Source organism: Citrobacter sp. Ce104 (assembly GCF_030334595.1).
GTDB classification, from domain to species: Bacteria; Pseudomonadota; Gammaproteobacteria; order Enterobacterales; family Enterobacteriaceae; genus Citrobacter; species Citrobacter europaeus.
This window is the reverse complement of sequence record NZ_JAOWDP010000049.1, coordinates 96,033-121,612: the sequence shown is the minus strand read 5'-3', so window position 1 is coordinate 121,612 and position 25,580 is coordinate 96,033. Positions and strand designations below refer to the sequence as shown.

Here is a 25,580-nt window from a genome sequence, read left to right as displayed (position 1 = left end):
GGGTAGTTTACAGGCCCGGTAAGCGCGAGCGCCACCGGGCATTTATCACATCACACCAAACAGTTTCGGCAGAAACAGCGAAATCGCCGGAATGTACGTCACGAGCATCAGCACCAGGAATAGCACAAGGTAGAATGGCAACATCGCCTTTACCACCTGCTCTATTTTCTGCTTACTCACCGCACTGGCCACAAACAGCACCGACCCTACCGGCGGCGTAATCAGGCCGATCCCTAAGTTCACCAGCATGATCATGCCAAAATGGACCGGATCAATACCGAGCGCGTTGGTCACCGGCAGCAGAACCGGCGTCAAAATCAGAATCAGCGGCGCCATATCCATCAGCGTACCGATCAGCAGCAGCATGATGTTAATGCACATCAGAATGACGTATTTGTTGTCCGAGATGCTGGTGAAGGCTTCAGTGATACGCATCGGCAACTGCATATAGGTCATGACGGCACCGAACGCAGCGGCAAAGCCTATCAGGATCATGACGATCGTGACCGTTTTCACCGTGCGGAACATCAGCTTCGGCAGCTCAGACCATTTATAGTCACGATAGATAAACATGGTGACAAAGAAGGCCCACAGGCAGGCAATCGCCGCAGACTCCGTCGCGGTAAAGATACCTGACAGGATGCCGCCCATGATGATCACAACCGTCATCAATCCCCACAGCGTATCGACGAAAATCTTCAGCGCCTGGCGAAACGGTACGCGTTCCCCTTTTGGATAACCGCGTTTGTGCGCGAAAGCCACGCACATGACCATCAGGCTGAAGCTTAACAGCAGGCCCGGCAGGATCCCGGCGATGAACAGCGCGGCAATCGACACCGTCCCCCCCGTTGCCAGCGAGTAGATAACTGAGTTATGACTGGGCGGTGTGAGGATCGCCTGTACCGAGCCGCTGGCAGTGACCGCCGCGGCAAAGTCGCGCGGATAGCCTTTTTTATCCATCTCCGGGATCATTACCGAACCGATGGACGCGGTATCGGCCACGGACGATCCGGAAATGGCGCCAAAAAAGGTCGATGCCACAATGTTTACTAGCGACAGCCCACCGCGAATAAAGCCAACGAAAATATAGGCAAAGTTCACCAGTCGCCGCGCAATTCCTCCTTCGGCCATAATAGCCCCGGCCAGAATAAAGAATGGGATCGCCAGCAGCGAAAACTTATTCACCCCGCTGGTCAGTTGGATCATTACCGCTTCCAGCGGAATATCTATATACCAGGCCCCAATGATGGCGCTAATGCCAACCGCGTACGCTACCGGTACCCCAATCGCCAGCATAATGCCGAGCGTAAAGACGAGAATAAATGCATCCATCTGCTTTCCTTTCTGAAATGGGGGCGGTAACTAGCTGGTCGATCCCAGCATGACAACGGGACGTTGGTACTGCGGACCACGGAAAATCTTTTCTGCGATAAACAGCAGCGTTATGGCAGAGCCAATCGGCAACGGAAGATAGTTTTGCCCGGCGCTTAAAAGCGGGAATTCCGCCACGGGCTGGTCCCACAGTTCAAGACAGAGATTGGTTCCGTACCAGAGGATAAACAGGCTTATCGCCGCCAGCATAACGTCTGCGATTACCGAACAATAACGGCGGGAAGCATCACCCAAACGGTCAGTCACCATGCTCACCGCAATATGCGAGCCTGCGCGATAGCTTACCGCAGCGCCAATAAAGGTGAATGTCACCATACAAAGAATGGCGACGGGTTCTGGCCATGACAGGGCGTTATTCAGAACATAACGCGCGAATATGCCAATAGGGATAATGGCGACCATGACCAATAATGCGATACCGGCAATCCACATTGACACTCGATAAAGAAAATCCATTACCGATGAATAGCATTCACCCATAATCATCACCTCGAATTAATCAAAAGATTCAGGCGGAGGGTTGATATCCTCCACCTGATGAATTACTTCACATCCTGAATACGTTTGATCAAATCCTGGTGGTCTTTACCGTAATTATCCCGCACTGACTGCGTGGCTTTATAGAAATAGTCCGTATCAATATCGTGGAACTGAACGCCATTGGCTTTCATGGTCTCCAGCGATTTCGCATTATAATCCTGCCAAAGTTTGCGTTGCTCTACCTGGGCTTCTTTAGCGAGTTTAATAATGAGATCCTGGTCTTCTTTTTTCAACTTATCCCATTTAGCTTTCGAGAACAGAAAAAGCTCAGGAATAATAAAGTGTTTGCTCCAGGTATAGTTTTTCACGACCGGCAAATAGTTATGCGCAACAAACGTTGGCGGATTATTTTCCGTGCCATCAATAACGCCGGTCTGCATGCCGCTAAATACTTCACTGACGCCCATCACAACGGCGTTAGCGCCCATCGCTTTCAGGGTATCCAGCGCTATCGGACTTCCTTGAACGCGGATTTTCATACCGTGTAAATCTTCCGGTTTCACCACCGGATTTTTGGTGATTAGATTGCGCGTTCCGGCATCCATCCAGCCGAGGAACACCAGCCGCGATTTGGTGTTGGCCGTCAGACGGTCGCCAATCTCCTGACCGATCATGCCGTCGAGAACCTTATGCAGGTGGTCTTCATCGCGAAAAATATACGGCAGGGTAAAGACGTTAATTTCAGGGAGAATGGCGGCAACCGGCGTCATTGAAACGCGAATAATATCGATAGCGCCCAATTGCGCCTGTTCAATCATCTGTTTTTCATCACCTAACACGCCACCGGGAAATGTTTTAATCTCCAGACGACCGTCGGTCGCGGCGCTAAGTTTCTCCCCCATATGTTTGACGGCAACTACGTTCGGGTAATCAGCCGGATGCACATCTGCGGCGCGAAAGGTTTGTGCCAGCGTGGCATGACTCGCCAGTAATACAGACGCGCCAATACACAGACTTAACAGGTTTTTTGTCAGTTTCATTTGTCCTTCTCCAGAAGTTCATAATATCCATTAACAGGAATAGCTTGCAGAGCAAATGACTGCCGGAATTAAAAACGGGCAGCGAGAAACTTTCTTAACGACGTTACCTGCGCAGACTAACTGGTGTAACAATTTATTTCGATGACTGTGTTCACAAAAAATCGCAGATGCTTATAATTTTTAGCACGCTGTTTCATTTTTGCAACGCAGATCGTTTTATTGATAAAAAAGCAACGCAAAGAAGGGGATTTGATACTAATTGCCCGCGTTGGTATTTCAATAAAAATAAAACACCAATATTTCCGGAGAATATCTTTCGAATGAAAAAGAGAAATGCAGGATGGTATTAACACCATCCTGCAGAAGAGAAGTTGAGGATTACTGCCAGCCGTAGCGGCGGCTATAAAAACCTTTCACAAGCTGGGTTAATGTCATGTAACCCGCCAGAATCGCAACCAGCCACGGGAAGTAGCTCAGCGGCAGCGCCTGCAACTGCAGATAGCTGGCCAGCGGCGAGAACGGTAATGCAATGCCCACCACCATTACCACCAGCGTCATTAGCATCAACGGCCATGCGGCGCGGCTTTGGATGAACGGCACGCGACGGGTACGGATCATATGCACAATCAGCGTTTGTGACAGCAAGCCCACCACGAACCAGCCAGACTGGAACAATGTCTGATGCTCTGGCGTATTAGCATGGAACACGAACCACATCAGGCAAAATGTCAGAATGTCGAAGATCGAGCTGATCGGTCCAAAGAAGATCATAAAGCGGCCTAATTCAGCGGGATTCCAGCGCTGCGGCTTTTTGATCTGCTCTTCGTCGACATTATCAAACGGAATCGCCACCTGGGATACATCGTACAGCAGGTTCTGGATCAGTAAGTGCAGCGGCAACATCGGCAGGAACGGTAAGAAGGCGCTCGCCACCAGCACGCTAAACACGTTACCGAAGTTAGAACTGGCCGTCATTTTAATGTACTTCAGCATGTTAGAAAAAGTACGGCGTCCTTCGATCACCCCTTCTTCCAGCACCATCAGACTCTTTTCCAGCAGGATGATATCAGCAGCTTCACGCGCAATATCAACCGCGCCGTCAACGGAGATACCGATGTCCGCAGCGCGCAGCGCCGGGGCGTCGTTAATGCCATCGCCCATAAAGCCGACCACATGACCTTCGCGCTTGAGCAGCGTGACAATGCGCTCTTTATGCATCGGCGTCAGACGAGCAAACAGCGTGGTACGCTGGGCAAGTCGGGCCAGCTCATCGTCACTTAACCCCTCAATGCTGCTGCCGATAACCACATCGCCCGCATCCAGCCCCACTTCATGACACACTTTCGCCGCCACCAGCTCGCTATCGCCAGTGAGGATTTTCACCGTAATACCGCTGGCTTTCAGCGCTTTCAGCGCCGGCGCAGTGGTCTCTTTCGGCGGATCGAGGAACGCGATATAGCCTTCGAGGATCAGATCCGACTCATCAATACGCTGGTAATCACCTTCACGCGCGGGCAGGTACTTGGTGGCCACCGCCACTACGCGCAGCCCCTGACGATTCAGCGTATCGGTGACGCGTTTCACCCGACGCAGCATGCCCTCATCCAGGGGGACAATCTCGCCGTTGTGGCGCACCTGGGTGCAGACGCTGAGGATCTCCTGCAACGCGCCTTTACATACCAGTTGATGCACATCGGTTTCTTCTGCGACCACCACCGACATGCGGCGGCGTTCGAAATCAAACGGGATCTCATCGATTTTCTGCCAGCGGGTTGAGAGCTGGCGGGCTGATTCTTCGTCCACCCCCTCCAGCACCGCCGTATCCAGCAGATTCTTCAGCCCGGTCTGATAATGGCTGTTCAGCCACGCAGAATGCAGGACGTGTTCGCTGGGCTTTCCTGAGATATCCGTATGATTCTCCAGCACAATTTTATCCTGAGTCAGGGTACCGGTTTTATCAGTGCACAGGATATCCATTGCGCCAAAGTTTTGGATGGCGTCGAGGTGTTTGACGATGACCTTTTGTTTTGACAGCTTCACCGCCCCGCGCGCCAGCGTCGAGGTGACGATCATTGGCAGCATTTCCGGGGTCAGTCCCACTGCCACAGACAGGGCAAACAGCGCCGCTTCCCACCAGTCGCCTTTGGTATAGCCGTTGATGATGAGCACAATGGGCGCCATCACCAGCATAAAGCGGATCAGCAGCATGCTGACGCGGCTGATCCCTTTCTGGAATGCATTTTGCTCGCTTTCCTGCTCGCTGACGCGGCCCGCCAGTTGCCCAAACCAGGTATTAGCTCCGGTTGAAATCACGATGGCCTGTGCCGTGCCGCTCACCACGTTGGTGCCCATAAAGCACAGGGTATCGCATTCCAGCGGGTTGCTTTGCTGCGGGTCGCGGCTGGTTGCAACTTTCTCCACCGGCAGCGATTCACCGGTCAGCGAAGCCTGGGCCACGAACAGGTCACGCGCCTGCACCACGCGCAGATCGGCCGGGATCATATCTCCTGCCGCCAGCTTGATAATATCGCCGGGAACCAACTGGTCGATCGGCAGTTCAACCCAGCCATTCTCCCCTTTCTCGTTAATAACGCGCAGTACCGTGGCGGTGTTGCTGACCATCGCTTTCAGCGCATCTGCCGCTTTGGTGGAACGCGCCTCCTGCACAAAATTCAGCAGCGTAGAGATGACGACCATCAGCGCGATGACGCCAGCGGCAAACAGATCTTCGGTGGCATAGGAAATCGCACCGAGGATGGTCAGCAGAATGTTAAACGGGTTACGGTAGCAGACCCACAGATGCACCCACCATGGCGACGGCTTCTGCGCCGGCAACTGGTTCTCGCCATGTAATTCGCGAGCGTTTTCCACTTCCGCGGCGTTCAACCCTTCCGGGTGCGTGCCGAACGTTTTCCACAGCGCTTCTTCGTCCATCAGGGCCATTTTCAGGCAATGTTCGCTCAGCGATGGCGGGATCGGCGTGCTGGCAACGGTCTGGGCATTAGGCAACGGATCGCGATGCACCAGACGATGCGGTAAATGGCGGTTTAGTCGGGCAAACAACTGGCGAGTCATATTTTTGAACATAGGCAGTCCCTCTGCACCAGTATAAACAGGCGCAGTAAATCCTTCAGGCGTGGCAAGGCCTTGCCTGATGGCAATTATTAAATCACAACAGGGACGTCAGAACGTCACTGTCTTACTGTTCCGGTAAGACAGTGAAAGACAGGCTTACCGGAAAGGGTTGTTTCTCCGTCTCGGGAGAGGGGTGGGATCGGGATCCATATAGCCTCCGGTAAGTGAATGATTTGCGCTGCGGATTATACGCAGAAAACCATAAGGTTTGTGGCAATTATGGCGATATGATAAACCATGGAAACTAAACCAAACGTATACCAGACTTTGCCCATTGCACCGCGCTTGAGTAAAGTTATTCTCTATTTGGCATAACTTCACACGCAACACGGGAAAACAGGATGCAAAACCGGCTGACAATTAAAGACATCGCCCGCTTAAGCGGCGTGGGAAAATCGACCGTTTCCCGTGTGCTTAACAATGAAAGCGGCGTGAGCGAACGCACGCGCGAACGCGTTGAAGCGGTGATGAACCAGCACGGTTTTTCCCCTTCCCGCTCCGCACGCGCCATGCGCGGTCAAAGTGATAAGGTGGTGGCGATTATCGTCACGCGTCTGGACTCGCTTTCAGAAAATCTCGCGGTGCAAACCATGCTACCCGTCTTTTATGAGCAGGGCTACGACCCGATCATGATGGAAAGCCAGTTCTCGCCCGAGCTGGTTGAGGAGCACCTCGGCATGCTCAGACGCCGCAATATTGACGGCGTGGTGCTGTTTGGTTTTACCGGCATTACGGAATCCATGCTCGCCTCCTGGCAGGATTCGCTGGTGCTGCTGGCAAGAGATGCGAAAGGCTTTGCTTCGGTCTGCTATGACGATGAGGGCGCCATTCGCACCCTGATGCAGCGTTTATACGATCGCGAGCATCGCCAGATCAGCTTTCTTGGCGTTCCTCATAGCGACGTAACCACCGGTAAGCGCCGCCATGAAGCCTACCTGGCGTTCTGTAAGAAACACAAACTGCATCCCGTCGCCGCGCTGCCGGGTCTGGCCATGAAGCAGGGCTATGAGCAGGCCGCCAACGTCATCACCCCAGAAACCACCGCTTTAGTCTGCGCGACGGATACCCTCGCCCTTGGGGTCAGTAAATATTTGCAGGAGCAGCGAATAGAGAACCTGCAGCTGGCGAGCGTGGGCAGCACGCCGCTGATGAAATTCCTCCATCCGGAAATTATCACCGTCGATCCAGGATACGCTGAAGCCGGACGGCAAGCTGCCTCACAGCTGATCGAGCAGATCAACGGCCGTAGCGAACCACGACAAATCGTTATACCTTCCGCCCTCTCCTGATCGCTTTCTGAGCGTTAATTTGTGATCTTCGCTGCGTTTCGGGAACGTTCCCATTTTTAAAATTTCATCGACGATATACTCTGGCGCCAACAACGAGAGAGTTGCCGAATGACGACGCTACAGCGTCTTTTCCGGTCTACGGGGAACACACATCATCATGAGCAAAATAAAACAAGCAGACATCGACCGGCTAATTGAGCTGGTAGGCGGGCGCGACAATATCGCCACGGTGAGTCACTGCATTACTCGCCTGCGTTTTGTGCTGAATCAGCCTGCGAATGCCAGGCCGAAAGAGATCGAACAATTGCCGATGGTCAAAGGCTGCTTCACCAACGCCGGACAGTTTCAGGTGGTGATTGGCACCGAGGTGGGCGATTACTACCAGGCGCTGCTGGCGACAACCGGGCAGGCCAGCGCCGACAAAGAGCAGGCGAAAAAGGCCGCGAGACAGAATATGAAATGGCACGAACAGCTCATTTCTCATTTTGCGGAGATCTTCTTCCCGCTGCTGCCTGCGCTGATTAGCGGCGGCCTGATCTTAGGTTTCCGTAACGTGATCGGCGATCTGCCCATGAGCAACGGGCAGACGCTGGCGCAGATGCATCCTTCGCTGAAAACCCTTTATGACTTCCTGTGGCTGATTGGCGAAGCGATCTTCTTCTATCTGCCGGTCGGGATCTGCTGGTCGGCGGTGAAAAAAATGGGCGGTACGCCGATCCTCGGAATTGTACTGGGCGTGACCCTGGTTTCTCCGCAGTTAATGAACGCCTATCTGCTCGGCCAGCAGGTGCCTGAAGTGTGGAACTTCGGCCTGTTCAGCATTGAGAAAGTCGGCTATCAGGCGCAGGTTATTCCGGCACTGCTGGCCGGACTGGCGCTCGGATTTATTGAAACGCGCATGAAACGCATCGTGCCGGATTATCTGTATCTGGTGATCGTCCCGGTGTGCTCGCTGATCCTTGCGGTATTCCTTGCGCACGCCTTTATCGGTCCGTTTGGCCGCATGATCGGCGACGGTGTCGCGTTTGCGGTCCGGCATCTGTTGACCGGCAGCTTTGCCCCGATCGGCGCGGCGCTGTTCGGCTTCCTGTACGCACCGCTGGTGATCACCGGCGTGCATCAGACCACGCTGGCTATCGACATGCAGATGATTCAGAGCATGGGCGGTACGCCGGTATGGCCGCTGATCGCACTGTCGAATATCGCCCAGGCCTCTGCGGTGGTCGGGATCATTATCTCCAGTCGTAAACACAACGAACGTGAAATCTCCGTTCCTGCCGCAATCTCCGCTTATCTCGGGGTAACTGAACCGGCAATGTACGGGATCAACCTGAAATACCGCTTCCCGATGCTATGCGCGATGATCGGCTCCGGTCTCGCCGGACTGCTTTGCGGCCTGAACGGCGTGTTGGCGAACGGAATTGGCGTCGGCGGCTTGCCGGGCATCCTCTCCATTCAGCCGACCTACTGGCAGGTCTTTGGTATGGCGATGGTCATTGCGATTGTTATCCCAATGGTACTGACCTCATTCGTTTACCAGCGTAAATACCGTCTGGGCACATTACAAATTGTCTAACTTTTCTTCGGGGCGCAATTGCGCCCCAACGTATTTCCAGGAAACAACCATGAATATTCCCCACTGGTGGCAAAACGGCGTTATCTATCAGGTTTACCCCAAGAGTTTTCAGGACACCACCGGCAGCGGCACCGGCGATTTACGCGGCGTAACGCAGCGTCTCGACTATCTGCAAAAGCTGGGGGTCGATGCCATCTGGCTGACGCCGTTCTATATTTCACCGCAGGTTGATAACGGCTACGACGTCGCGGATTACATGTCTGTCGATCCGGCCTACGGTACGCTTGCAGACTTTGACGAACTGGTAGCGCAGGCAAAAGCGCGCGGTATCCGTATTATTCTCGATATGGTGTTTAACCACACCTCAACTCAGCACGCCTGGTTTCGTGAAGCGCTGGATAAAGACAGCCCGTATCGTCAGTTTTATCTCTGGCGCGACGGCACGCCAGACAGCCCGCCGAATAACTGGCGTTCCAAATTTGGCGGCAACGCCTGGGGTTGGCACGCCGAAAGCGAGCAGTACTATCTGCACCTCTTTGCTCCGGAGCAGGCCGACCTGAATTGGGAAAACCCGGCGGTCCGTGCCGAGCTTAAGAAAGTGTGCGAGTTCTGGGCCGATCGCGGCGTGGACGGGCTGCGTCTCGACGTGGTCAATCTTATCTCTAAAGATCAGGACTTCCCGAATGATCCTGACGGCGATGGACGGCGTTTTTATACCGATGGACCGCGCGCGCATGCGTTTTTACGCGAGATGAACCGCGACGTCTTCACACCCCGCAACCTGATGACGGTCGGGGAAATGTCGTCCACCACGCTGGAAAACTGCCAGCAGTATGCCGCACTCGATGGCAGCGAACTGTCGATGACCTTTAACTTCCACCACCTGAAAGTGGATTACCCTAACGGCGAAAAGTGGTCGTTAGCAAAACCCGACTATGTGGCGCTCAAAACCCTGTTCCGCCACTGGCAGCAGGGCATGCACAATCAGGCCTGGAATGCGCTGTTCTGGTGTAACCACGATCAGCCGCGCATCGTGTCGCGTTTTGGCGATGAAGGGAAATACCGCGTTCCGGCCGCCAAAATGCTGGCGATGGTGCTGCATGGCATGCAGGGCACCCCCTACATCTACCAGGGGGAAGAGATTGGCATGACCAACCCGCATTTCCGCCAGATTACCGATTATCGCGATGTGGAAAGCCATAACATGTTTGCCGCCCTGAACGGCCAGGGACGCGATGCGCAAGAGCTGCTGGCGATCCTCGCCAGCAAATCCCGCGATAACAGCCGCACGCCGATGCAATGGGATGCCAGCAAACACGCGGGCTTCACCGCGGGTCAGCCGTGGATCGATCTGTGTGACAACGCGGCGGATATCAACGTAGCGGCAGCGCTGAGTGATACCGACTCGGTGTTCTATACCTATCAGAAGCTGATCGCCTTACGCAAAGCGGAGCCGGTTATCACCTGGGGCGACTACCAGGATCTGCTGCCGGACAGCCCGCATCTGTGGTGCTATCAACGAGAGTGGCAAGGGCAACGGCTGCTGGTGATTGCTAATTTGAGCGATACCGTCCAGAACTGGCAGCCGACCCAAACCGACGGAAACTGGCAGGTGCTAATGCACAACTATGCCGAAGTCGCCAGCCAACCTGCAGACATGACGCTACGTCCTTTTGAAGCCGTCTGGTGGGTGCAAAAATAGCTTGCAATTATGTTCTGGCCCGGTACGCATAGCGCTGCCGGGCTTTGTTACATACGCTTAGCTTACCCTTCTGTTTTTGCTGAATAAATAATCAGAATTTTCTACCTACAATTTACAATCGGCTGTACTGCCCGTCATCTGTACGCTCCGATTTTTACTTTGCGCTACATCAAAAAAATCGTAAACATCCTTGATGCAAATCACTACATATAGAACTTAAAATGCACGCCGACCCAATATGTTGTATTAATCGACTACAATTGCTACAACTACAGTGCACCGCTTGACGGTGGAATTGTGGATAAAGTGGGTCAGGATTGCGGGAAGTCATTGGCAATAGAGATGAATAAAGCCATGGCCGCTTCCCCAACCGCTGTGGATAACCTGTTCTTATAAATATGGAGTGATCATGACACCGCATGTGATGAAACGAGATGGCTGTAAAGTGCCGTTTAAATCAGAGCGCATCAAAGAAGCCATTCTGCGTGCAGCTAAAGCAGCGGGAGTCGATGACGCAGATTACTGTGCCACCGTCGCAGAAGTCGTTAGTAGCCAGATGAATGAGCGCAGCAAGGTCGATATCAACGAGATCCAGACAGCGGTAGAAAACCAGCTGATGTCTGGCCCGTATAAACAACTCGCCCGTGCGTACATCGAATATCGCCACGACCGTGATATACAGCGTGAAAAACGTGGCCGTCTGAACCAGGAAATTCGTGGTCTGGTTGAGCAAACCAACTCTGCTCTGCTGAATGAAAACGCCAACAAAGACAGCAAAGTGATCCCGACCCAGCGCGACCTGCTGGCCGGTATCGTTGCCAAACACTACGCACGTCAGCACCTGCTGCCGCGTGATGTCGTCCAGGCGCACGAACGTGGTGATATTCACTATCACGACCTCGACTACTCTCCGTTCTTCCCAATGTTTAACTGCATGCTGATCGACCTGAAAGGCATGCTGACGCAGGGCTTTAAGATGGGTAACGCGGAGATTGAACCGCCAAAATCCATCTCTACCGCGACCGCCGTCACCGCGCAAATCATCGCGCAGGTTGCCAGCCATATTTATGGCGGCACCACCATTAACCGTATTGACGAAGTTCTCGCACCGTTCGTGACCGAGAGCTTTAACAAGCATCGCAAAACCGCTGAAGAGTGGCAGATCCCGGACGCCGACGGCTATGCGCATTCCCGTACCGAGAAAGAGTGCTACGACGCCTTCCAGTCGCTCGAGTATGAAGTGAATACCCTGCATACCGCCAACGGTCAGACGCCGTTTGTTACCTTCGGTTTTGGTCTGGGAACCAGTTGGGAATCGCGTTTGATCCAGCAGTCCATTCTGCGTAACCGCATTGCTGGCCTGGGTAAAAACCGTAAAACTGCGGTCTTCCCGAAACTGGTGTTCGCGATTCGTGACGGCCTGAACCACAAGTTTGGCGATCCGAACTACGACATCAAACAGCTGGCGCTGGAGTGCGCGAGCAAGCGTATGTATCCAGACATCCTGAACTACGATCAGGTAGTCAAAGTCACCGGTTCGTTCAAAACGCCAATGGGCTGTCGCAGCTTCCTCGGCGTGTGGGAAAACGAGAACGGCGAACAGGTTCACGATGGCCGTAACAACCTCGGCGTTATCAGCCTCAACCTGCCGCGTATCGCGCTGGAAGCCCATGGCGATGAAGCCACCTTCTGGAAACTGCTCGACGATCGTCTGGTGCTGGCGCGTAAAGCGCTGATGACCCGTATTGCGCGTCTGGAAGGCGTGAAAGCTCGCGTTGCGCCGATTCTGTATATGGAAGGTGCCTGCGGCGTGCGTCTGAAAGCGGACGATGACGTGTCAGAAATCTTTAAAAACGGTCGCGCGTCCATCTCTCTGGGCTACATCGGCATTCACGAGACCATCAACGCGCTGTTTGGCGACAAGCACCTGTACGACAGTGAGCAGCTTCGCGCCAAAGGTATCGCCATTGTGGAACGCCTGCGTCAGGCGGTCGATCAGTGGAAAGACGAGACCGGTTACGGCTTTAGCCTGTACAGCACGCCAAGTGAAAACCTGTGCGATCGTTTCTGCCGTCTGGATACCGCCGAGTTTGGCGTAGTGCCGGGTGTCACCGACAAAGGTTACTACACCAACAGCTTCCACCTCGACGTGGAGAAGAAGGTAAACCCGTACGACAAGATCGATTTCGAAGCGCCGTACCCGCCGCTGGCAAGCGGAGGCTTCATTTGCTACGGCGAATACCCAAATATTCAGCACAACCTGAAAGCGCTGGAAGACGTCTGGGATTACAGCTATCAGCACGTGCCGTATTACGGGACCAACACGCCAATCGATGAATGCTACGAGTGCGGCTTTACCGGCGAGTTCGAATGCACCAGCAAAGGCTTCACCTGCCCGAAATGTGGTAACCACGACGCGGCCCGCGTGTCGGTCACCCGCCGCGTATGCGGTTATTTAGGCAGCCCGGACGCGCGTCCGTTTAACGCTGGTAAGCAGGAAGAAGTGAAGCGCCGCGTTAAGCATTTAGGCAATGGGCAGATAGGTTAATTTCCGTTTGCAAAGGCCGTAGGCCTGATAAGACGCAATAGCGTCGCCATCAGGCATCACAATGTTGCCGGATGCGGTGCAAGCACCTTATCCGGCCTACATGCTTTCTGGACATCCTCTATGCAATACCACCAATATTACCCCGTCGATATCGTCAATGGCCCCGGAACCCGCTGCACCCTGTTTGTCTCCGGGTGCGTGCACGAATGCCCCGGTTGCTATAACAAAAGCACCTGGCGGCTCAATTCCGGCGAACCGTTTACCAAAGAGATGGAAGATAAGATCATTGCCGATCTGAACGACACGCGCATTCACCGTCAGGGGATTTCGCTGTCCGGCGGCGATCCGCTACATCCGCAAAACGTGCCGGATATTCTGCAACTGGTACAGCGTATTCGCGCTGAGTGTCCGGGAAAAGATATCTGGGTGTGGACCGGCTACAAGCTTGAGGAACTCAACGCTGCGCAAATGCAGGTGGTGGATCTCATCAACGTGCTGGTCGACGGCAAATTTGTGCAGGATCTGAAAGACCCGGCGCTGATCTGGCGCGGCAGCAGCAACCAGGTGGTACATCATTTGCGTTAACACGCGATCTGGAGAGGCTTTTTCACAGCCTCTCCGTCCATTTGCTCATTCGCGACTGCGCTTTACCTGTGGCATCAATGGCGCGCCCATCCGGCAACCAGCGTTGCGCCTCACCTTTCATTATCCCCTTTTCATAAGATAAACGCTGGGCAAGCGTCCCGTCCGGGTAAAACTGTTCGCTGAGAGAGTGGCGCAGCCCTTGCTGCCACTGTTCACGTAGCTGTACCTGCCCGGAAGGATAAAAGCTGTGGCATTCGCCGTGCAGTTGACCGTTAAGCCACTGCTCTTCTCGCAGCAATCCTCCGTCTTCAGTGAAGTAGCGGGCAATACCGTCCGGCTTGCCCTCACGATACGCCTGCTGCATGGCAAGCTGGCCGTTAGGATGCCAGCGCTCCATCATCCCGTTCAGCATCCCCTGCTGGTAACGCAGAACCGCCAGCAGGCGTCCGTTTTCTTCAATTCGCGTTTCACCGTTAAGCTGGTCGTTTGCGAAATTTGCCCGCAGCAGGGTGCTATCCTGCCGATACTCCAGCGTATCGCTCATCAGTTAATCTTCACCATCCCGCCCTTAATCATCAGCATCCCGCCGCCATCCACGGTCTGAGTGGCGCTAGCTTTGCTGGTGAGCGTGGCTTTCGCTTCGTGGCTGATGGTTGCGGCTTTTTGCGTCAGCGAGGCTTTCGCTTCACTGGCGATGTTGGTGGCATCCAGCTTCATACTGCCCGATGCGCTGGCGTTAAGACCCGCCCCGCTCTTGATGTCCAACGTTTTGCCGCTCTCCAGGGTTAGCGTACCGCTGACCTTAATCGTCAGGTTGCCGTCGACGTTCAGCGTGTAGTTGCCCTTTACCTTATGCGTCTGGTTGCCGTCGATGGCGTGTTCCTGATCGCCCTTCACCGTGACGCTGCGCTTCTCTTTTACCTCCAGTGTGTCGCTGCCTTTTTCGATTTTCACCGTGCGATTGCCTTTTTTCAGGGTGACCGCTTCGTTGCCCTCTTCAACGGTGCGCGTGCGATCGTTTTTGACGCTCTGAATGTCGTCATGGCTGATAGTCGTTTTGCTGTCGTTGAGCACGGTGAGCTGGAAGTCTTTCTGCGCCTGCATCGCCAGGAGTTCGGCGTCTTTTTTGTCGTCGAAGCGCAGTTCGTTAAAACCTTTTTCGCTGTGGGTTTTTATCCCGGACTGGGTTTGATTCGCCGGAAGCGCGTACGGCAACGCATTCGCGCCGTTATACACACAGCCGGTAATGAGCGGTTTATCCGGGTCGCCGTCGATAAAGCTCACCACCACTTCCTGACCGATGCGCGGGATAAACTGCGCGCCAAAACCGTTGCCGCTCCAGGCGGTGGCGACCCGCAGCCAGCAGGAGCTGGTTTCGTCGTTTTTACCCTCTCTGTCCCACGGGAACTGCACCTTCACCCGACCAAGCTTATCGGTCCAGATCTCTTCTCCCGACTTGCCAACCACCGTCGCCGTCTGGGTATGCATAAACGGTACTGGCGTGCTGCTCTGCGGGCGGTATAGCGTGGCTTTTGGAATGGCGGTAAAGCGGTTGCGATAATGTTCACCGTCGTACTCGTGGCTGACGGCGGTGATTAGCCAGTCGATGTTTAGCGCCTTGTCGTCGTGCTCGGTTAAGGTGAACCAGTGCCCGGCCATCAGCGCCGCGCAGTCGCTTTCGCCGACCAGCTGTTTCGCCTGCGCCTTCAGGGCATTAACCTTCCACGCCGCCAGCGCGTCGCCTTCGGCTTTAACGCTAAAACGCCCCGGATGCTGATACTGCATCTCGCCCTTCTTCTCCCCGGCCTGCGCAAACAGCGCGGCTTTTGGCTGCTCGTAGTTATAGTCGCTGCTCTGGAAGCCCTGCGCTGTGGCCTGCAAACTTAGCTGCGCCGAACGAATCATTCCGGTTTCCCGCGCGCCGCTCTGTGCCGCCTGATACTTGACCTTTTTATCACCAGTAATCGGCGGGAAGGCGCTGTTATCATCCGCCAGCACCAGCGTGTGCTTGCCTGCTGCGTGGGTGAAGAACCAGAAAATCCCCTCCTGCTCCAGCAGCCGCGAGACAAAATTAAAATCGCTTTCATTGTATTGCAGGCAGTATTCACGCTTCGCCGGTTTGCTTTTCAGTTGAAATTTGTAGTCGGTAAACCCGGCGTCTTTAAACACCTTTTCGACGATCTCCTGCACACTGAGGTTCTGAAACACGCGGTTATTGCTGGCGAGCGTCAGCCACCACAGCCACGGACGCAGCACAAACTGGTAGCGATCGGCGTTGCTGGTCGCCGGAAGCTGGTGCGCTTCGGCAATCAGCCCGTCGTAGTCGGCGTTGTTGATGGTGGCGGTCAGATGGGTCGCCAGCGCGGCATCGAGCGTTAACGGCGCAGAGGTGGTTGCGGCGATGGTCGCGGTGGTCAGGGCGTTAAGTTGGGAATCAGTGTGCGCGGTGGCGGCGGTAAGACCGGTCAGGGCTGGGGCGGTGAGTTTGATGATGGTGATATCGGGCATGGGAAATTCCTTTTATATTTGTAGAGTACGTAATGCCCGGTGGCGCTACGCTTACGCGGGCCTACTGAATATGCAGCCTTTGTAGGCCGGATAAGGCAAAGCCGCCATCCGGCAGTTCTGCATTCAATTTGAAAATAACAACACATCAATTGATTAGGGAACAATTTCATGTTGTTCTGATAGTTCTGTATCTGCATGAATATGGAATCGCATTCTCTGATTTGTATTAATTGCGCCAATCCACATATGCCTAATCATATTTTCAGATGCATATTTTCTTTTTGCATGCCGTAAAATTCTTATGAATGTAAACTGATCATCTTGTTCATACGAATATATGTATCGAGATGTATTATATGTTCTTGTTACTTGTCTTGAAGGGTGAACAAAGCTACAAGATATTTCTATGCATCTTCCATTATGTGGCATATTAATTCCTCAATAATTATCCCATCACTTCCCCAACCACCAGATTCTCAACATCCCTGGCCCCCACTCCTTTACATTTCTCCATTACCCTTTCTACCAATCCATACTCCATATTTAATTTCTCTCCCGTCGCCACGAAATATCGCTGCGCTAATTTCTCCAGTTTCGCCAGCACAATCCCCTTCAATATCTCCTCATCCAGTGCGCGATAGGCCACCGTGGTCATCCTTGCCAAAAACGCCGGGCGGAAATGGGTTAATAGTTCCTCGCGCAGCGCCTCGTTAAACCGCTCGCTGTTTAATTCAGCCGCAGACGTGTCGAGAATTAATTCCGCGCCGACGTTGCTGGTCGCCAGCATTACCGTATTTTTGAAATCGACGATTAGTCCGGTGCCGTCTTCCATTACGCCTTTGTCGAAGACGTTATAGAACGCCTCCAGCACGTCCGGGTGCGCCTTTTCGATTTCGTCGAGCAGCACCACCGAATAGGGGCGACGGCGCACCGCTTCGGTTAACGCCCCACCGCTGCCGTAGCCCACGTAGCCCGGCGGCGCGCCTTTCAACTGGCTGACGGTGTGCGCTTCCTGGTATTCAGACAGGTTGATGGTTATCAGATTGCGTTCACCGCCGTACAGGGCGTCGGCCAGCGCATAGGCGGTTTCGGTTTTGCCGACGCCGGTTGGCCCTACCAGCAGGAACACGCCGACCGGCTTTTGCGGATCGGTCAGGCCGCTGCGATAGGCGCGCAGACGTTGGGCGATGGTCTCCAGCGCTGCCTGTTGACCCATTACCCGAGCACTCATCCGTTCAACCAGCGTACGCAGAGCGTGGGCTTCGTCGGTGAGCATCTGCCCAAGTGGAATGCCCGTCCAGCCGCCGATCACCGCCGCCACCGTGGCGGGATCGACACAATCCGGCACTAGCGGCACCTCGTCGCGCAGTTGGGTAGCGGCGGTTTCCAGTTTTCCAATCAGCGCCGCACACTCCACCAGCTCTTGCTCCAGTTCCTCGTCATCGTCCAGCCGCGCACTGAGATCCAGCATCCGCTGGCGCGTCGCCAGTAGTTCGCCGACCCGCTGACGCTCATCCTGCCAGCGCCCTTCCACTTCTCTCGCCTGCAAGCGTAACTTCTCCGCCAGCGCCTCCAGTTCACACAGTCGGTCGTGATGATCGACGCCCACCAGCAACTCGCGGTTGAGGCGTTCACTCTCTTCTTCGATGGCCGCCTGCTGCTGACGGATCTCCTCAAGCTGGGGCGGCACATCATGCTGCGCCAGCGCCACTCTTGCGCAGGCGGTGTCGAGCACGCTGATGGCTTTGTCCGGCAGTTGGCGCCCGGAGATGTAGCGCTGCGACAGACGCACCGCCTCGCGGATGGCGGTATCGAGGATCTGCACGCCGTGGTGTGCCTCGAGCTTGTCGGCCACCGCCCGCAGCATCACCACCGCGCTGTTCTCGTCCGGTTCCTCGATCTGGATACGCTGAAAACGCCGGTCCAGCGCCGGATCCTTTTCGAAATATTTTTTGTACTCCTGCCAGGTGGTCGCGGCGATGGTGCGCAGTTCCCCACGCGCCAGCGCCGGTTTCAGCAGGTTGGCGGCGTCGCTGCCGCCCTCGGCTCCGCCCGCGCCAATCAGCGTGTGGGCTTCGTCGATAAATAAAATGATCGGTTGCGGGGATTTTTTTACCGCGTCGATCACCCCTTTCAGCCGCTGTTCAAATTCACCTTTCACGCCCGCGCCCGCCTGCAACAGGCCGAGATCCAGCGACAGCAGAGCGACATCGCGCAGCGGCGGCGGCACGCTGCCTTCGGCAATGCGTCGCGCCAACCCTTCAGCGACGGCGGTTTTGCCCACCCCCGGCGCGCCAACCAGAATCGGGTTGTTTTGCCTGCGCCGCAGCAGGATGTCGATACACTGGCGGATCTCCGCGTCGCGCCCGATGATCGGATCGATCAGCCCTTCCCGCGCATCACGGGTCAGATCGTGGGTGTATTGATCCAGCACGCCGCTTTCACGCTCCGGGTTTTCTCCCGTATGCGTATCGCTTAATTCTTCAACGGAGCCACGACACCAGCTCTGCCACTGGCTTTCCATCACCCCCGCCGGAAGCTGCAACAGCAGCGGCATTCCCTGCGCTAGCTGGGCGCGCAGACGTTCTCGGGTGAGTAAGGCTTGCAGCAACAACGCTGAACGGACCTTCAACAAACGCTGGAAAGCCGCCAACAAAACCGCACCTTCCAGCAATTCCACCAGTTGCACGGAAAATACCGGCATCCGCGTGCAGCCCGATTTAAACTGCGCCTGGGCGCTATGGATCTCTTCGCGCAGCGTGTCGACGGAAATCGCCGCGCCGCTCAGGCAATACGCGAGATCACAGTGTTCATCATCGAGTAATGCCAGCAGCAGATGCTCCGGCTCAACAAACCAGTGTCCCTGCGCCCGGCTGCGTTCGGCGGCCTGCTCCAGCGCACGAAAGCAAACCGGATTCAGTCGTTGTACCAGCGCTTTTAAGTCCATGCGTTGTTCTCCTCAAGTTGCTGTTGGCAGTGAAACACGGCGGGTTTACGCCCTGCCAGTTGAGCGGTATAGCCCAAACGCGGCGGCGTATCGCGGCTCAGGCAGTGGTCAAGATTTAGCGTCCCGCGCATCATCAGTTGCAGCGTTATCCCTGGGCCAAACCAGATTTGCCCCAGTTTGCTGAGCTGAAGAAAGGCTTGCCCATCGGATAAAAACGCCCGCCACCGGGTGGGGCTTTCAGCATGCAGGTGCACCCGCAGCGCCGCATGCTGATTCCAGATCCGTCGCCCGGCGACGCTGTTGCGCCCCAGCCGACATCCCGTCCGGCTTATGGATGCCTGCGGCAAAGGCTGCCAGCGGCCGACAAACTCTTCGACATGCACGGTGACGTTCAGTACGGCCTCGACCAGCGCCACAAATCCAGCCACAGAACGCCTGCGATTCGTCAGGCTGCCGCATTGCATCAGCAGGCTCTGCACCTGTGCAGACTCATGCTTTTCCATGGCATCAAGCCTGAAACCACACAGTGCCCGCATCACCGACTGCCCCGGCGCGTTATCCTGGCGCGCGTAGGGCGTAGCCAGCCGATACAGGCTCAGGCTTCGGGAGTGATGCTGAATAAAACGCTGTTGAAACATAAAGATAAAATCCTGCGGTGCGCTGTTTTTATCCTGCGTCGCCTGCTGCAGCCATTCCAGCCAGCCGTAGGGCAGTACGCCATCCGCACCTCCCGGCCCGAGGCTACGCACCTGGAGAACGTCGTTGTTCAGCGCGCCAAGTTCCGCAGGCGCAAACGCCAGCCCCAGCTCACCCCACAGCTCGGGCGTGTCACCGCTCGCCTGTAAAATCCTGAGGCACTGCTCCAGCGAAAAGCGCCACGGCTCGCCCTTAAGTTGCGCCATTACGCTATCAGCGCGGTCTGTTCGACGTCTGTCCATAGCGACAGCTCCTCCCCTTCATCCAGCAATACCGTACGTACAAAGCAGTTAGCGGTCGCGTTACGCGCCAGAAAACGGGCGACAATCCCCGCAAACAACAGCCGACTGTTGCCCGTAAATGCCTGTGGGTCGAGGGTCAGCGTCAGCCGAATACCGTTATGCCAGCCGCGCCAGGCATCGCCTCCGCGGTGCTCGCTAACCCGCTGGCAACACATCTCGCGGATGCCATTTATCTGTTGCCAGACGGCGGGTGACGCAGAGGAAGGGGCATACAGCGCCAGCAGCTCTTTGAGCGAGTCCAGAGCCCTCTCTCCCTCGGTCAATGAAAGGTGATTGAGCGCCAGCGAAGAAAGCAGTTTCCAACGCGCATCTCGCTGCAAGGCGGACGCAGAAGGCGTGGTCGGCGTTCCCAATAAATGCACCTGCGCGACCGGACCAGGGACTTCAAAGGTCAGAGGCGTTCCCGCACAAAGCTGTGCAGCCTTCTCACCGTTACTGCACCAGAGCGTCGCCGTCAGGCTTGTCTCTTCGTCCGGAGCAAACGGGTCGAAGCGGCTGTCCACCAGGGTTAACCACAGCGCATTGCCCTGCTGGGGGTTGCGCCGCGCATGCCAGAACCAGCGGGACTCGCTATGCCCGCGGGCCGAGTAATATGCAGGCACGCACCAGGCCTCCTCACGGCGGCTCATCCACAGCGTCTGTACACGGTAGATCTGTACATGGTGATCGTGATGATCGGCCACCAGCCGATGCTCGCTGCGGGTATGCCCGGCGCTCAGTGGCTCAGAGGTCCGGGTGAAAAGGTTAACGATTGGCACACAGCCCAGACGAATATCACCCGAGTGAATATGCTGTGACCCCGGCGGAGCGCGATCGAAAGGAATGCACAAGGTCATGCCATCGCCATCCTTCGTCGGCGGCAGCGGCAAATCAAAATACATCAGCGCCTGCGGACAGTTCATCCAGGCACTGAGCGCCAGCACGCTGGACTCTACGCCCGGTTCGCAGGGCAAAATCTTTTCGGCATTCAGCAGGCCAATAGGATGTGGGCGCAGCGGCCCGATGACATGGGCGTACAACAAATCAAACAGCGTGGCGTTGATTTGCGGCGAGCCGCTGAGATGAATGCGCAACTGTGTTACCGCCAACGTTGAAAACTGATGTGGCGGCAGGCAACGTAGCTGAATCCGCAACGCGCCGCGCGCCCGCATCAGCCCGGTTAACTGCCGGGCCTGGGCCGCATCACACCAGCTAACATCTTCAATCTCAATAGGCCACAGCGTTTGCGCCAGCGCGGTACGCCACCAGACCGTCTCGCCGCTTTCCGTTAGCGCGTAAAGCGGCGTTCCGGCTGGAAGGGCGTAACCCCGACTCAAATCGCCTGCCAGCGGATCCGCAGTAAAACTGGCGGTAGCAGAGGAAGGAAACGGTCGTATTGCATGGGGAGAAAGCTGCTCCAGTAGCGATTCGCACAGCTCGCCGAAGCCGTCGTCAAGGCGCTGATGCAGTCTGGCGCTTTGCAGAGCGAAGCCTTCTAAAAGCCGTTCAACATGCGGATCCGGGCAATCAAATTCGCTCAGCCGCAGACGAGAGGCTACGTGCGGGTGCCGATGGGCGAACTCCCCGCTGGCTTTTCGCAACCATCGTAATTCCTGCAGATAATTTTCCAGCAATCGATCGTCCATTGATCTCCCCCTTTCGCGGGTTATTGCCAACTGCCGTTTTGATACGCCAGACTCAGCGTCAACGGGTCGTCATCGTTCCACAGCATCGCTTCAATGCGTAGCGCCAGCGTCTGATGATGCGCATCCTTCACACTGATAGTTAGCGCCTGGATCCGCGGCTCGTTGCGTAAAATGGCTGCGCGTAGCCGGCGACAATACCAGCTAAGCACTCGTTCATCGCCCGCGTTCAGTCCATGCCATTCCGGGACGCCCCAGGCAAGCAGCAGCGGCAACGCGTCATCATCCGCAGGAGCGCGGGAGTTGAACAATCGCCTCAGCTCCCGGCACACCGACTCGCGCGGCGTAACACCTTCATCCATCAGTCTGTCGAACAATGCAACCGGGATGGATGATTTCATCATCAACCACCATTTTTATTCATCGCCATATCCCAGGTCGACGCCGCCGCACCTTTCTCCGCCCCTTCTAATTTTTGGGCCTTCAATTCCCATTTAATTTTGCTGAAGTTTAGGGATAGCGTTTCAACAGGTTTACCGCCCGAGCCGCCGCTGACGCTGATATGTGAAATCAATACGTTGTCGAGGGTATAGACAATAAACGGCAGCACCGAATCGCCATCATTGCGACATAGCGTTAAAACAGCCTGCGTAATCATTTTCCCGGAACAACAGTAAAGATTAAGTTCAGGAGTGGAAATATCGACAAATTTGGTCAGTGACATCTCCCCCACATGCGCCCGACCAGACGTACGGTTGGTGTTACTCACATCATTAGTAACCTGCATCGCAACATTATGGCTGAAGGACATAATTTCAATTTGGTCTACATATCCATCAACGTTGCTGTCACCTTTGATCGGATCAATCTTTAAAAAAATAGCATCCATAGAATCTTCCCTTATGTAATTAAGCCGATACAGGCGGTGGCAATTCCGCCACCAGGCGGATAGATGTGGTCAATTCTTCCAGTTGGAAATGAGGGCGCAGGAATACCACCGCGCGATAGACACCAGGTTTGCCGGGAACATCCAGTACGTCTATCCGTGCTTCGCGCAACGGATATTGCGCCTTGATTTCCTGCGGTGCTGTGTCGCTGAGTAGCACGTAACTGGCAATCCAGTTATTGAGGAATCGCTCAACATCTTCGCGACTCAAAAAACTGCCGACTTTGTCGCGCATAATGACTTTCAGGTAGTGCGCAAAGCGGGAGGCGGCAAGGACGTACGGCAGCATCGCCGAGATCCGCGCATTCGCGTTGGCTTCAGGCGTGTTGTAGATTTTTGCCTGGTTGGTGGTTTGCCCGCCAAAAAACGCGGCGGTATTCGTATTCTTTTTATGACACAGCGCGATGAACCCAAGATCGTTCAACTCTTTTTCACGGCGATCGGTAATGGCTACCTCCGTCGGACAGCGCAGACTGATATCACCGGATGGCGTGGAGAAAGTATGCGCCGGGAGGCCTTCCACCAGTCCGCCACCTTCTGCGCCACGAATCGCCGCGCACCAGCCATATAAAGCAAACGCCTCGGTAATGCGGTTGGCCAGTACCCAGGCGGCATTCCCCCACAGGTATTTGCTGGCATCCAGGCCGTTAACGTCCTCGATAAAGTTTACCCCGTCTACCGGCACCGTATCCGGCCCGTAGGGCAGACGCTGTAAAACGTGCGGCAGCACCAGCGAGACATAGCGCGAGTCGTCGCTTTCACGGAATGCTCGCCATTTGATCATCTCGGTGCTTTCGAAGATCTTCGCCAGATCGCGTGGCACGCTCAGCTCAGCGAACGATCCCATATCAAACAAGCGCGGGCTGGCAGCGGCAATAAACGGCGCATGAGCGGCCGCCGCAACCTGAGATATTTTCTCCAGTAGCGCCACGTCCTGCGGATGACGGCCAAACTCAAAATCCCCCACCAGCACGCTGTAAGGGTTACCGCCAAAGGTGCCGTACTCATCTTCGTACAGCTTTTTGAACAGCGTGCTCTGATCGAACTCAACCGCTTTTTCCAGATCGTCCTGCAACTCTTTGCGCGAGACATTCAGCAGTCGTAACTTCAATCGCGTACTGGTTTCAGTGTTCATTACAAACTGATGCAACCCGCGCCAGGAAGACTCCAGCTTCTGGGTATCCGGATGATGCAACACCTCATTCAACTGGGCGCTGATAAGCTCATCGATCTGCGCAATACGGTGGTTGATCATCGCCACAGTGTCGCTTCCGATCGCCATTCCTTCATCGAGGATTTGCGTCGCCAGCTCTTCCAGCATGTCCCGCGCATAGGTTTGTTGCAGCTCATCACGAGCCATCCGTCCTTCCTGAATAATGCGGTCCAGTACGCTCAGCGTAACGGTCTGTCCACCCGTTTCAGTTTGTTCTTGCACATTCTCCATTGCTCTTCTCCTTTTCCGTCACGCGTTTTCAGCTGGTTTTTCTTCAGCAGCAGGTCTTAACGCCTGAAGTTCTGCGTTATCGTTTACCACCTGCTGTAACAACGCATCCAAATCGTCGTTACCATCCAGTTTGGTGAGGAGGTCGCGCAAGCGTTGGCGGGCGAGGAAAAGACGCTGGAGGGGTTTAACCTGATTGATAATATTGAGCGGCGAAAAGTCGTCGAACTCGTTAAAGCGCAGCTCAACGTTCAATTTGCTGCCATCATTAGCCAGACGATTTTCTACCTGAACCGCCAGACGAGGTGAGATGGAGGAAAGCACATCATCGAAATTATCACGATCGATTTCGACGAATCGCCGCTCACGTAATTTAGCGGGTGGGGATGCTGGATGCCCGGATAAATCAGCCAGAATACCAACAACTAAGGGAAGTTCTTTTTTCTCAATCGCCCCACCCGTTTCCACATCATACGTTATTTGTACGCGCGGCGGCCTAATACGGTTGAGTTTATGCTGTATGCTCTCGGCCATATTTAATCCTTTTTTATTGCAATAGTATCCCTGGTACGATATTTGCCGCACCATTATTCGAAAAGTGATATTCATGAATAACTACCTGCAATATAAAAAACATAACAAAAAATAAATATCAACTTAATTTTTTGTTTTTTACACAAAAATAAAACATTTGATAAAAATCAATTAACTTAAAATCAACCAATAAAAATCAACAAGTTACATGAAAAGTTAATTAAAAATAATACTTTGCGCGGGAAATATAAATCACATGAATATTTAAATGTTAACGAATTTTATTACTTCAGATTCGTCCAATAATGATTTAAGTCAAAAACAGAACCGTTGCTATTAATTACCTTCTTAAGGAAGATATAAAAGGATTTTATATGACAAACGGCCTACGCCATCCAGCCAGCATAATATTATTCAGTATTTTAATTTTACTGAGTAGCGGCTGTTCATTGTGGCAAAACCGTGTGGCATTTAATGATGTGGTCATTGAAACCGTAGCAGATGCAAACGATAACACGCCAGTCGCAGTGGATATTGTCGCGGTTGCCGATAACGCGTTGCTGCCAACCGTACAAACGCTTAGTGCAACACAATGGTTTAACGCCAAATCACAACTGCTGCGCGATAGCCCTGACGGGCTGCACGTTTGGTCGCTGGAGCTGGTGCCGAATTCGCGTTTTGTGACCAAAAGCTCCCCTCTGCAGGGCGTTAAGGCAGAAGCAATTCTGCTGTTTGCCCGCTACAGCAGCGCAGGAGAACACCGCTTAAGACTGGATAAAGCAGATTCATTGCATCTGCTGCTAATGACGGATGAAGCAGTCCTGGCCCCCTGAACAA

Annotated in this window: 20 protein-coding genes; 6 read left to right on the top strand and 14 right to left on the bottom strand. The window is 54.5% G+C overall.

Annotation, left to right across the window (positions count from 1 at the left end; translation table 11 throughout):
- Window positions 1–45 precede the first annotated feature (45 nt).
- From OGW16_RS04465 to mgtL, 5 genes are all read right to left on the bottom strand, one after another.
- The gene (locus OGW16_RS04465; RefSeq protein ID WP_003839607.1) at window positions 46–1,332 is read right to left on the bottom strand and encodes a TRAP transporter large permease; all 1,287 of its coding nucleotides are present in this window, start codon (window positions 1,330–1,332) and stop codon (window positions 46–48) included.
- 30 nt (window positions 1,333–1,362) lie between these two features.
- Complete coding sequence (locus OGW16_RS04460) at window positions 1,363–1,872, bottom strand: TRAP transporter small permease (RefSeq protein ID WP_172862623.1); 510 nt, start codon at window positions 1,870–1,872, stop codon at window positions 1,363–1,365.
- A 62-nt stretch (window positions 1,873–1,934) separates the two neighbouring features.
- Window positions 1,935–2,912, bottom strand: a complete 978-nt coding sequence (locus OGW16_RS04455) for a TRAP transporter substrate-binding protein (protein ID WP_043018239.1) — start codon at window positions 2,910–2,912, stop codon at window positions 1,935–1,937.
- A gap of 378 nt (window positions 2,913–3,290) precedes the next feature.
- Window positions 3,291–5,999: a magnesium-translocating P-type ATPase gene (mgtA, locus tag OGW16_RS04450; protein WP_075145280.1), complete on the bottom strand. Its 2,709-nt coding sequence runs from the start codon at window positions 5,997–5,999 to the stop codon at window positions 3,291–3,293.
- Between the two features lie 144 nt (window positions 6,000–6,143).
- Entirely contained in the window at window positions 6,144–6,197 is a 54-nt protein-coding gene (gene mgtL / locus OGW16_RS26335) for a mgtA regulatory leader peptide MgtL (protein ID WP_191229402.1), read from the bottom strand.
- Between the two features lie 191 nt (window positions 6,198–6,388).
- Here mgtL and treR point away from each other — a divergent pair, with 191 nt between their 5' ends.
- The 5 genes from treR (at window position 6,389) to nrdG (ending at window position 13,747) form a co-directional block, all read left to right on the top strand.
- Complete coding sequence (treR, locus tag OGW16_RS04445) at window positions 6,389–7,336, top strand: trehalose operon repressor TreR (RefSeq protein WP_043018237.1); 948 nt, start codon at window positions 6,389–6,391, stop codon at window positions 7,334–7,336.
- Window positions 7,337–7,493: 157 nt separating this feature from the next.
- Window positions 7,494–8,912 carry a PTS trehalose transporter subunit IIBC gene (gene treB, locus OGW16_RS04440; protein ID WP_043018236.1) on the top strand — a complete coding sequence of 473 codons (1,419 nt, stop codon included), beginning with the start codon at window positions 7,494–7,496 and terminating at the stop codon, window positions 8,910–8,912.
- Between the two features lie 49 nt (window positions 8,913–8,961).
- Window positions 8,962–10,614, top strand: a complete 1,653-nt coding sequence (gene treC, locus OGW16_RS04435) for an alpha,alpha-phosphotrehalase (RefSeq protein ID WP_172862622.1) — start codon at window positions 8,962–8,964, stop codon at window positions 10,612–10,614.
- Window positions 10,615–11,023: 409 nt separating this feature from the next.
- On the top strand, window positions 11,024–13,162 hold the full coding sequence (nrdD, locus tag OGW16_RS04430) for an anaerobic ribonucleoside-triphosphate reductase (RefSeq protein ID WP_043018234.1): 2,139 nt from the start codon (window positions 11,024–11,026) through the stop codon (window positions 13,160–13,162).
- Window positions 13,163–13,282: 120 nt separating this feature from the next.
- Window positions 13,283–13,747: an anaerobic ribonucleoside-triphosphate reductase-activating protein gene (gene nrdG / locus OGW16_RS04425; RefSeq protein WP_047406606.1), complete on the top strand. Its 465-nt coding sequence runs from the start codon at window positions 13,283–13,285 to the stop codon at window positions 13,745–13,747.
- 22 nt (window positions 13,748–13,769) lie between these two features.
- On the opposite strand, the gene OGW16_RS04420 is transcribed toward nrdG, so the two are convergent.
- From OGW16_RS04420 to tssB, 9 genes are all read right to left on the bottom strand, one after another.
- Window positions 13,770–14,291: a toxin-antitoxin system YwqK family antitoxin gene (locus OGW16_RS04420; protein ID WP_286517964.1), complete on the bottom strand. Its 522-nt coding sequence runs from the start codon at window positions 14,289–14,291 to the stop codon at window positions 13,770–13,772.
- Window positions 14,291–16,255: a type VI secretion system Vgr family protein gene (locus tag OGW16_RS04415; protein ID WP_286517963.1), complete on the bottom strand. Its 1,965-nt coding sequence runs from the start codon at window positions 16,253–16,255 to the stop codon at window positions 14,291–14,293. The genes OGW16_RS04420 and OGW16_RS04415 overlap by 1 nt, the downstream gene beginning before the upstream one ends.
- Window positions 16,256–16,700: 445 nt before the next feature.
- Window positions 16,701–19,202 carry a type VI secretion system ATPase TssH gene (gene tssH / locus OGW16_RS04410; protein ID WP_286517962.1) on the bottom strand — a complete coding sequence of 834 codons (2,502 nt, stop codon included), beginning with the start codon at window positions 19,200–19,202 and terminating at the stop codon, window positions 16,701–16,703.
- Window positions 19,193–20,140, bottom strand: coding sequence for a type VI secretion system baseplate subunit TssG (locus OGW16_RS04405; RefSeq protein ID WP_172862617.1), 948 nt, complete (start codon window positions 20,138–20,140; stop codon window positions 19,193–19,195). Before OGW16_RS04405 ends, tssH begins: the two co-directional genes overlap by 10 nt.
- Window positions 20,104–21,825 (bottom strand): type VI secretion system baseplate subunit TssF, encoded by a 1,722-nt coding sequence (gene tssF, locus OGW16_RS04400; RefSeq protein ID WP_080625798.1) that lies wholly within the window; start codon window positions 21,823–21,825, stop codon window positions 20,104–20,106. Before tssF ends, OGW16_RS04405 begins: the two co-directional genes overlap by 37 nt.
- A gap of 20 nt (window positions 21,826–21,845) precedes the next feature.
- Complete coding sequence (tssE, locus tag OGW16_RS04395) at window positions 21,846–22,226, bottom strand: type VI secretion system baseplate subunit TssE (RefSeq protein WP_045447450.1); 381 nt, start codon at window positions 22,224–22,226, stop codon at window positions 21,846–21,848.
- Window positions 22,226–22,711 (bottom strand): Hcp family type VI secretion system effector, encoded by a 486-nt coding sequence (locus tag OGW16_RS04390; RefSeq protein WP_043018228.1) that lies wholly within the window; start codon window positions 22,709–22,711, stop codon window positions 22,226–22,228. Before OGW16_RS04390 ends, tssE begins: the two co-directional genes overlap by 1 nt.
- Before the next feature lie 19 nt (window positions 22,712–22,730).
- Entirely contained in the window at window positions 22,731–24,212 is a 1,482-nt protein-coding gene (gene tssC, locus OGW16_RS04385) for a type VI secretion system contractile sheath large subunit (RefSeq protein ID WP_051642785.1), read from the bottom strand.
- Window positions 24,213–24,230: 18 nt separating this feature from the next.
- Window positions 24,231–24,743 carry a type VI secretion system contractile sheath small subunit gene (tssB, locus tag OGW16_RS04380; RefSeq protein WP_043018227.1) on the bottom strand — a complete coding sequence of 171 codons (513 nt, stop codon included), beginning with the start codon at window positions 24,741–24,743 and terminating at the stop codon, window positions 24,231–24,233.
- Between the two features lie 374 nt (window positions 24,744–25,117).
- On the opposite strand from tssB, the gene OGW16_RS04375 reads away from it, so the two are divergent.
- Window positions 25,118–25,576, top strand: coding sequence for a hypothetical protein (locus OGW16_RS04375; protein WP_043018226.1), 459 nt, complete (start codon window positions 25,118–25,120; stop codon window positions 25,574–25,576).
- The last annotated feature ends 4 nt before the right edge of the window (window positions 25,577–25,580 follow it).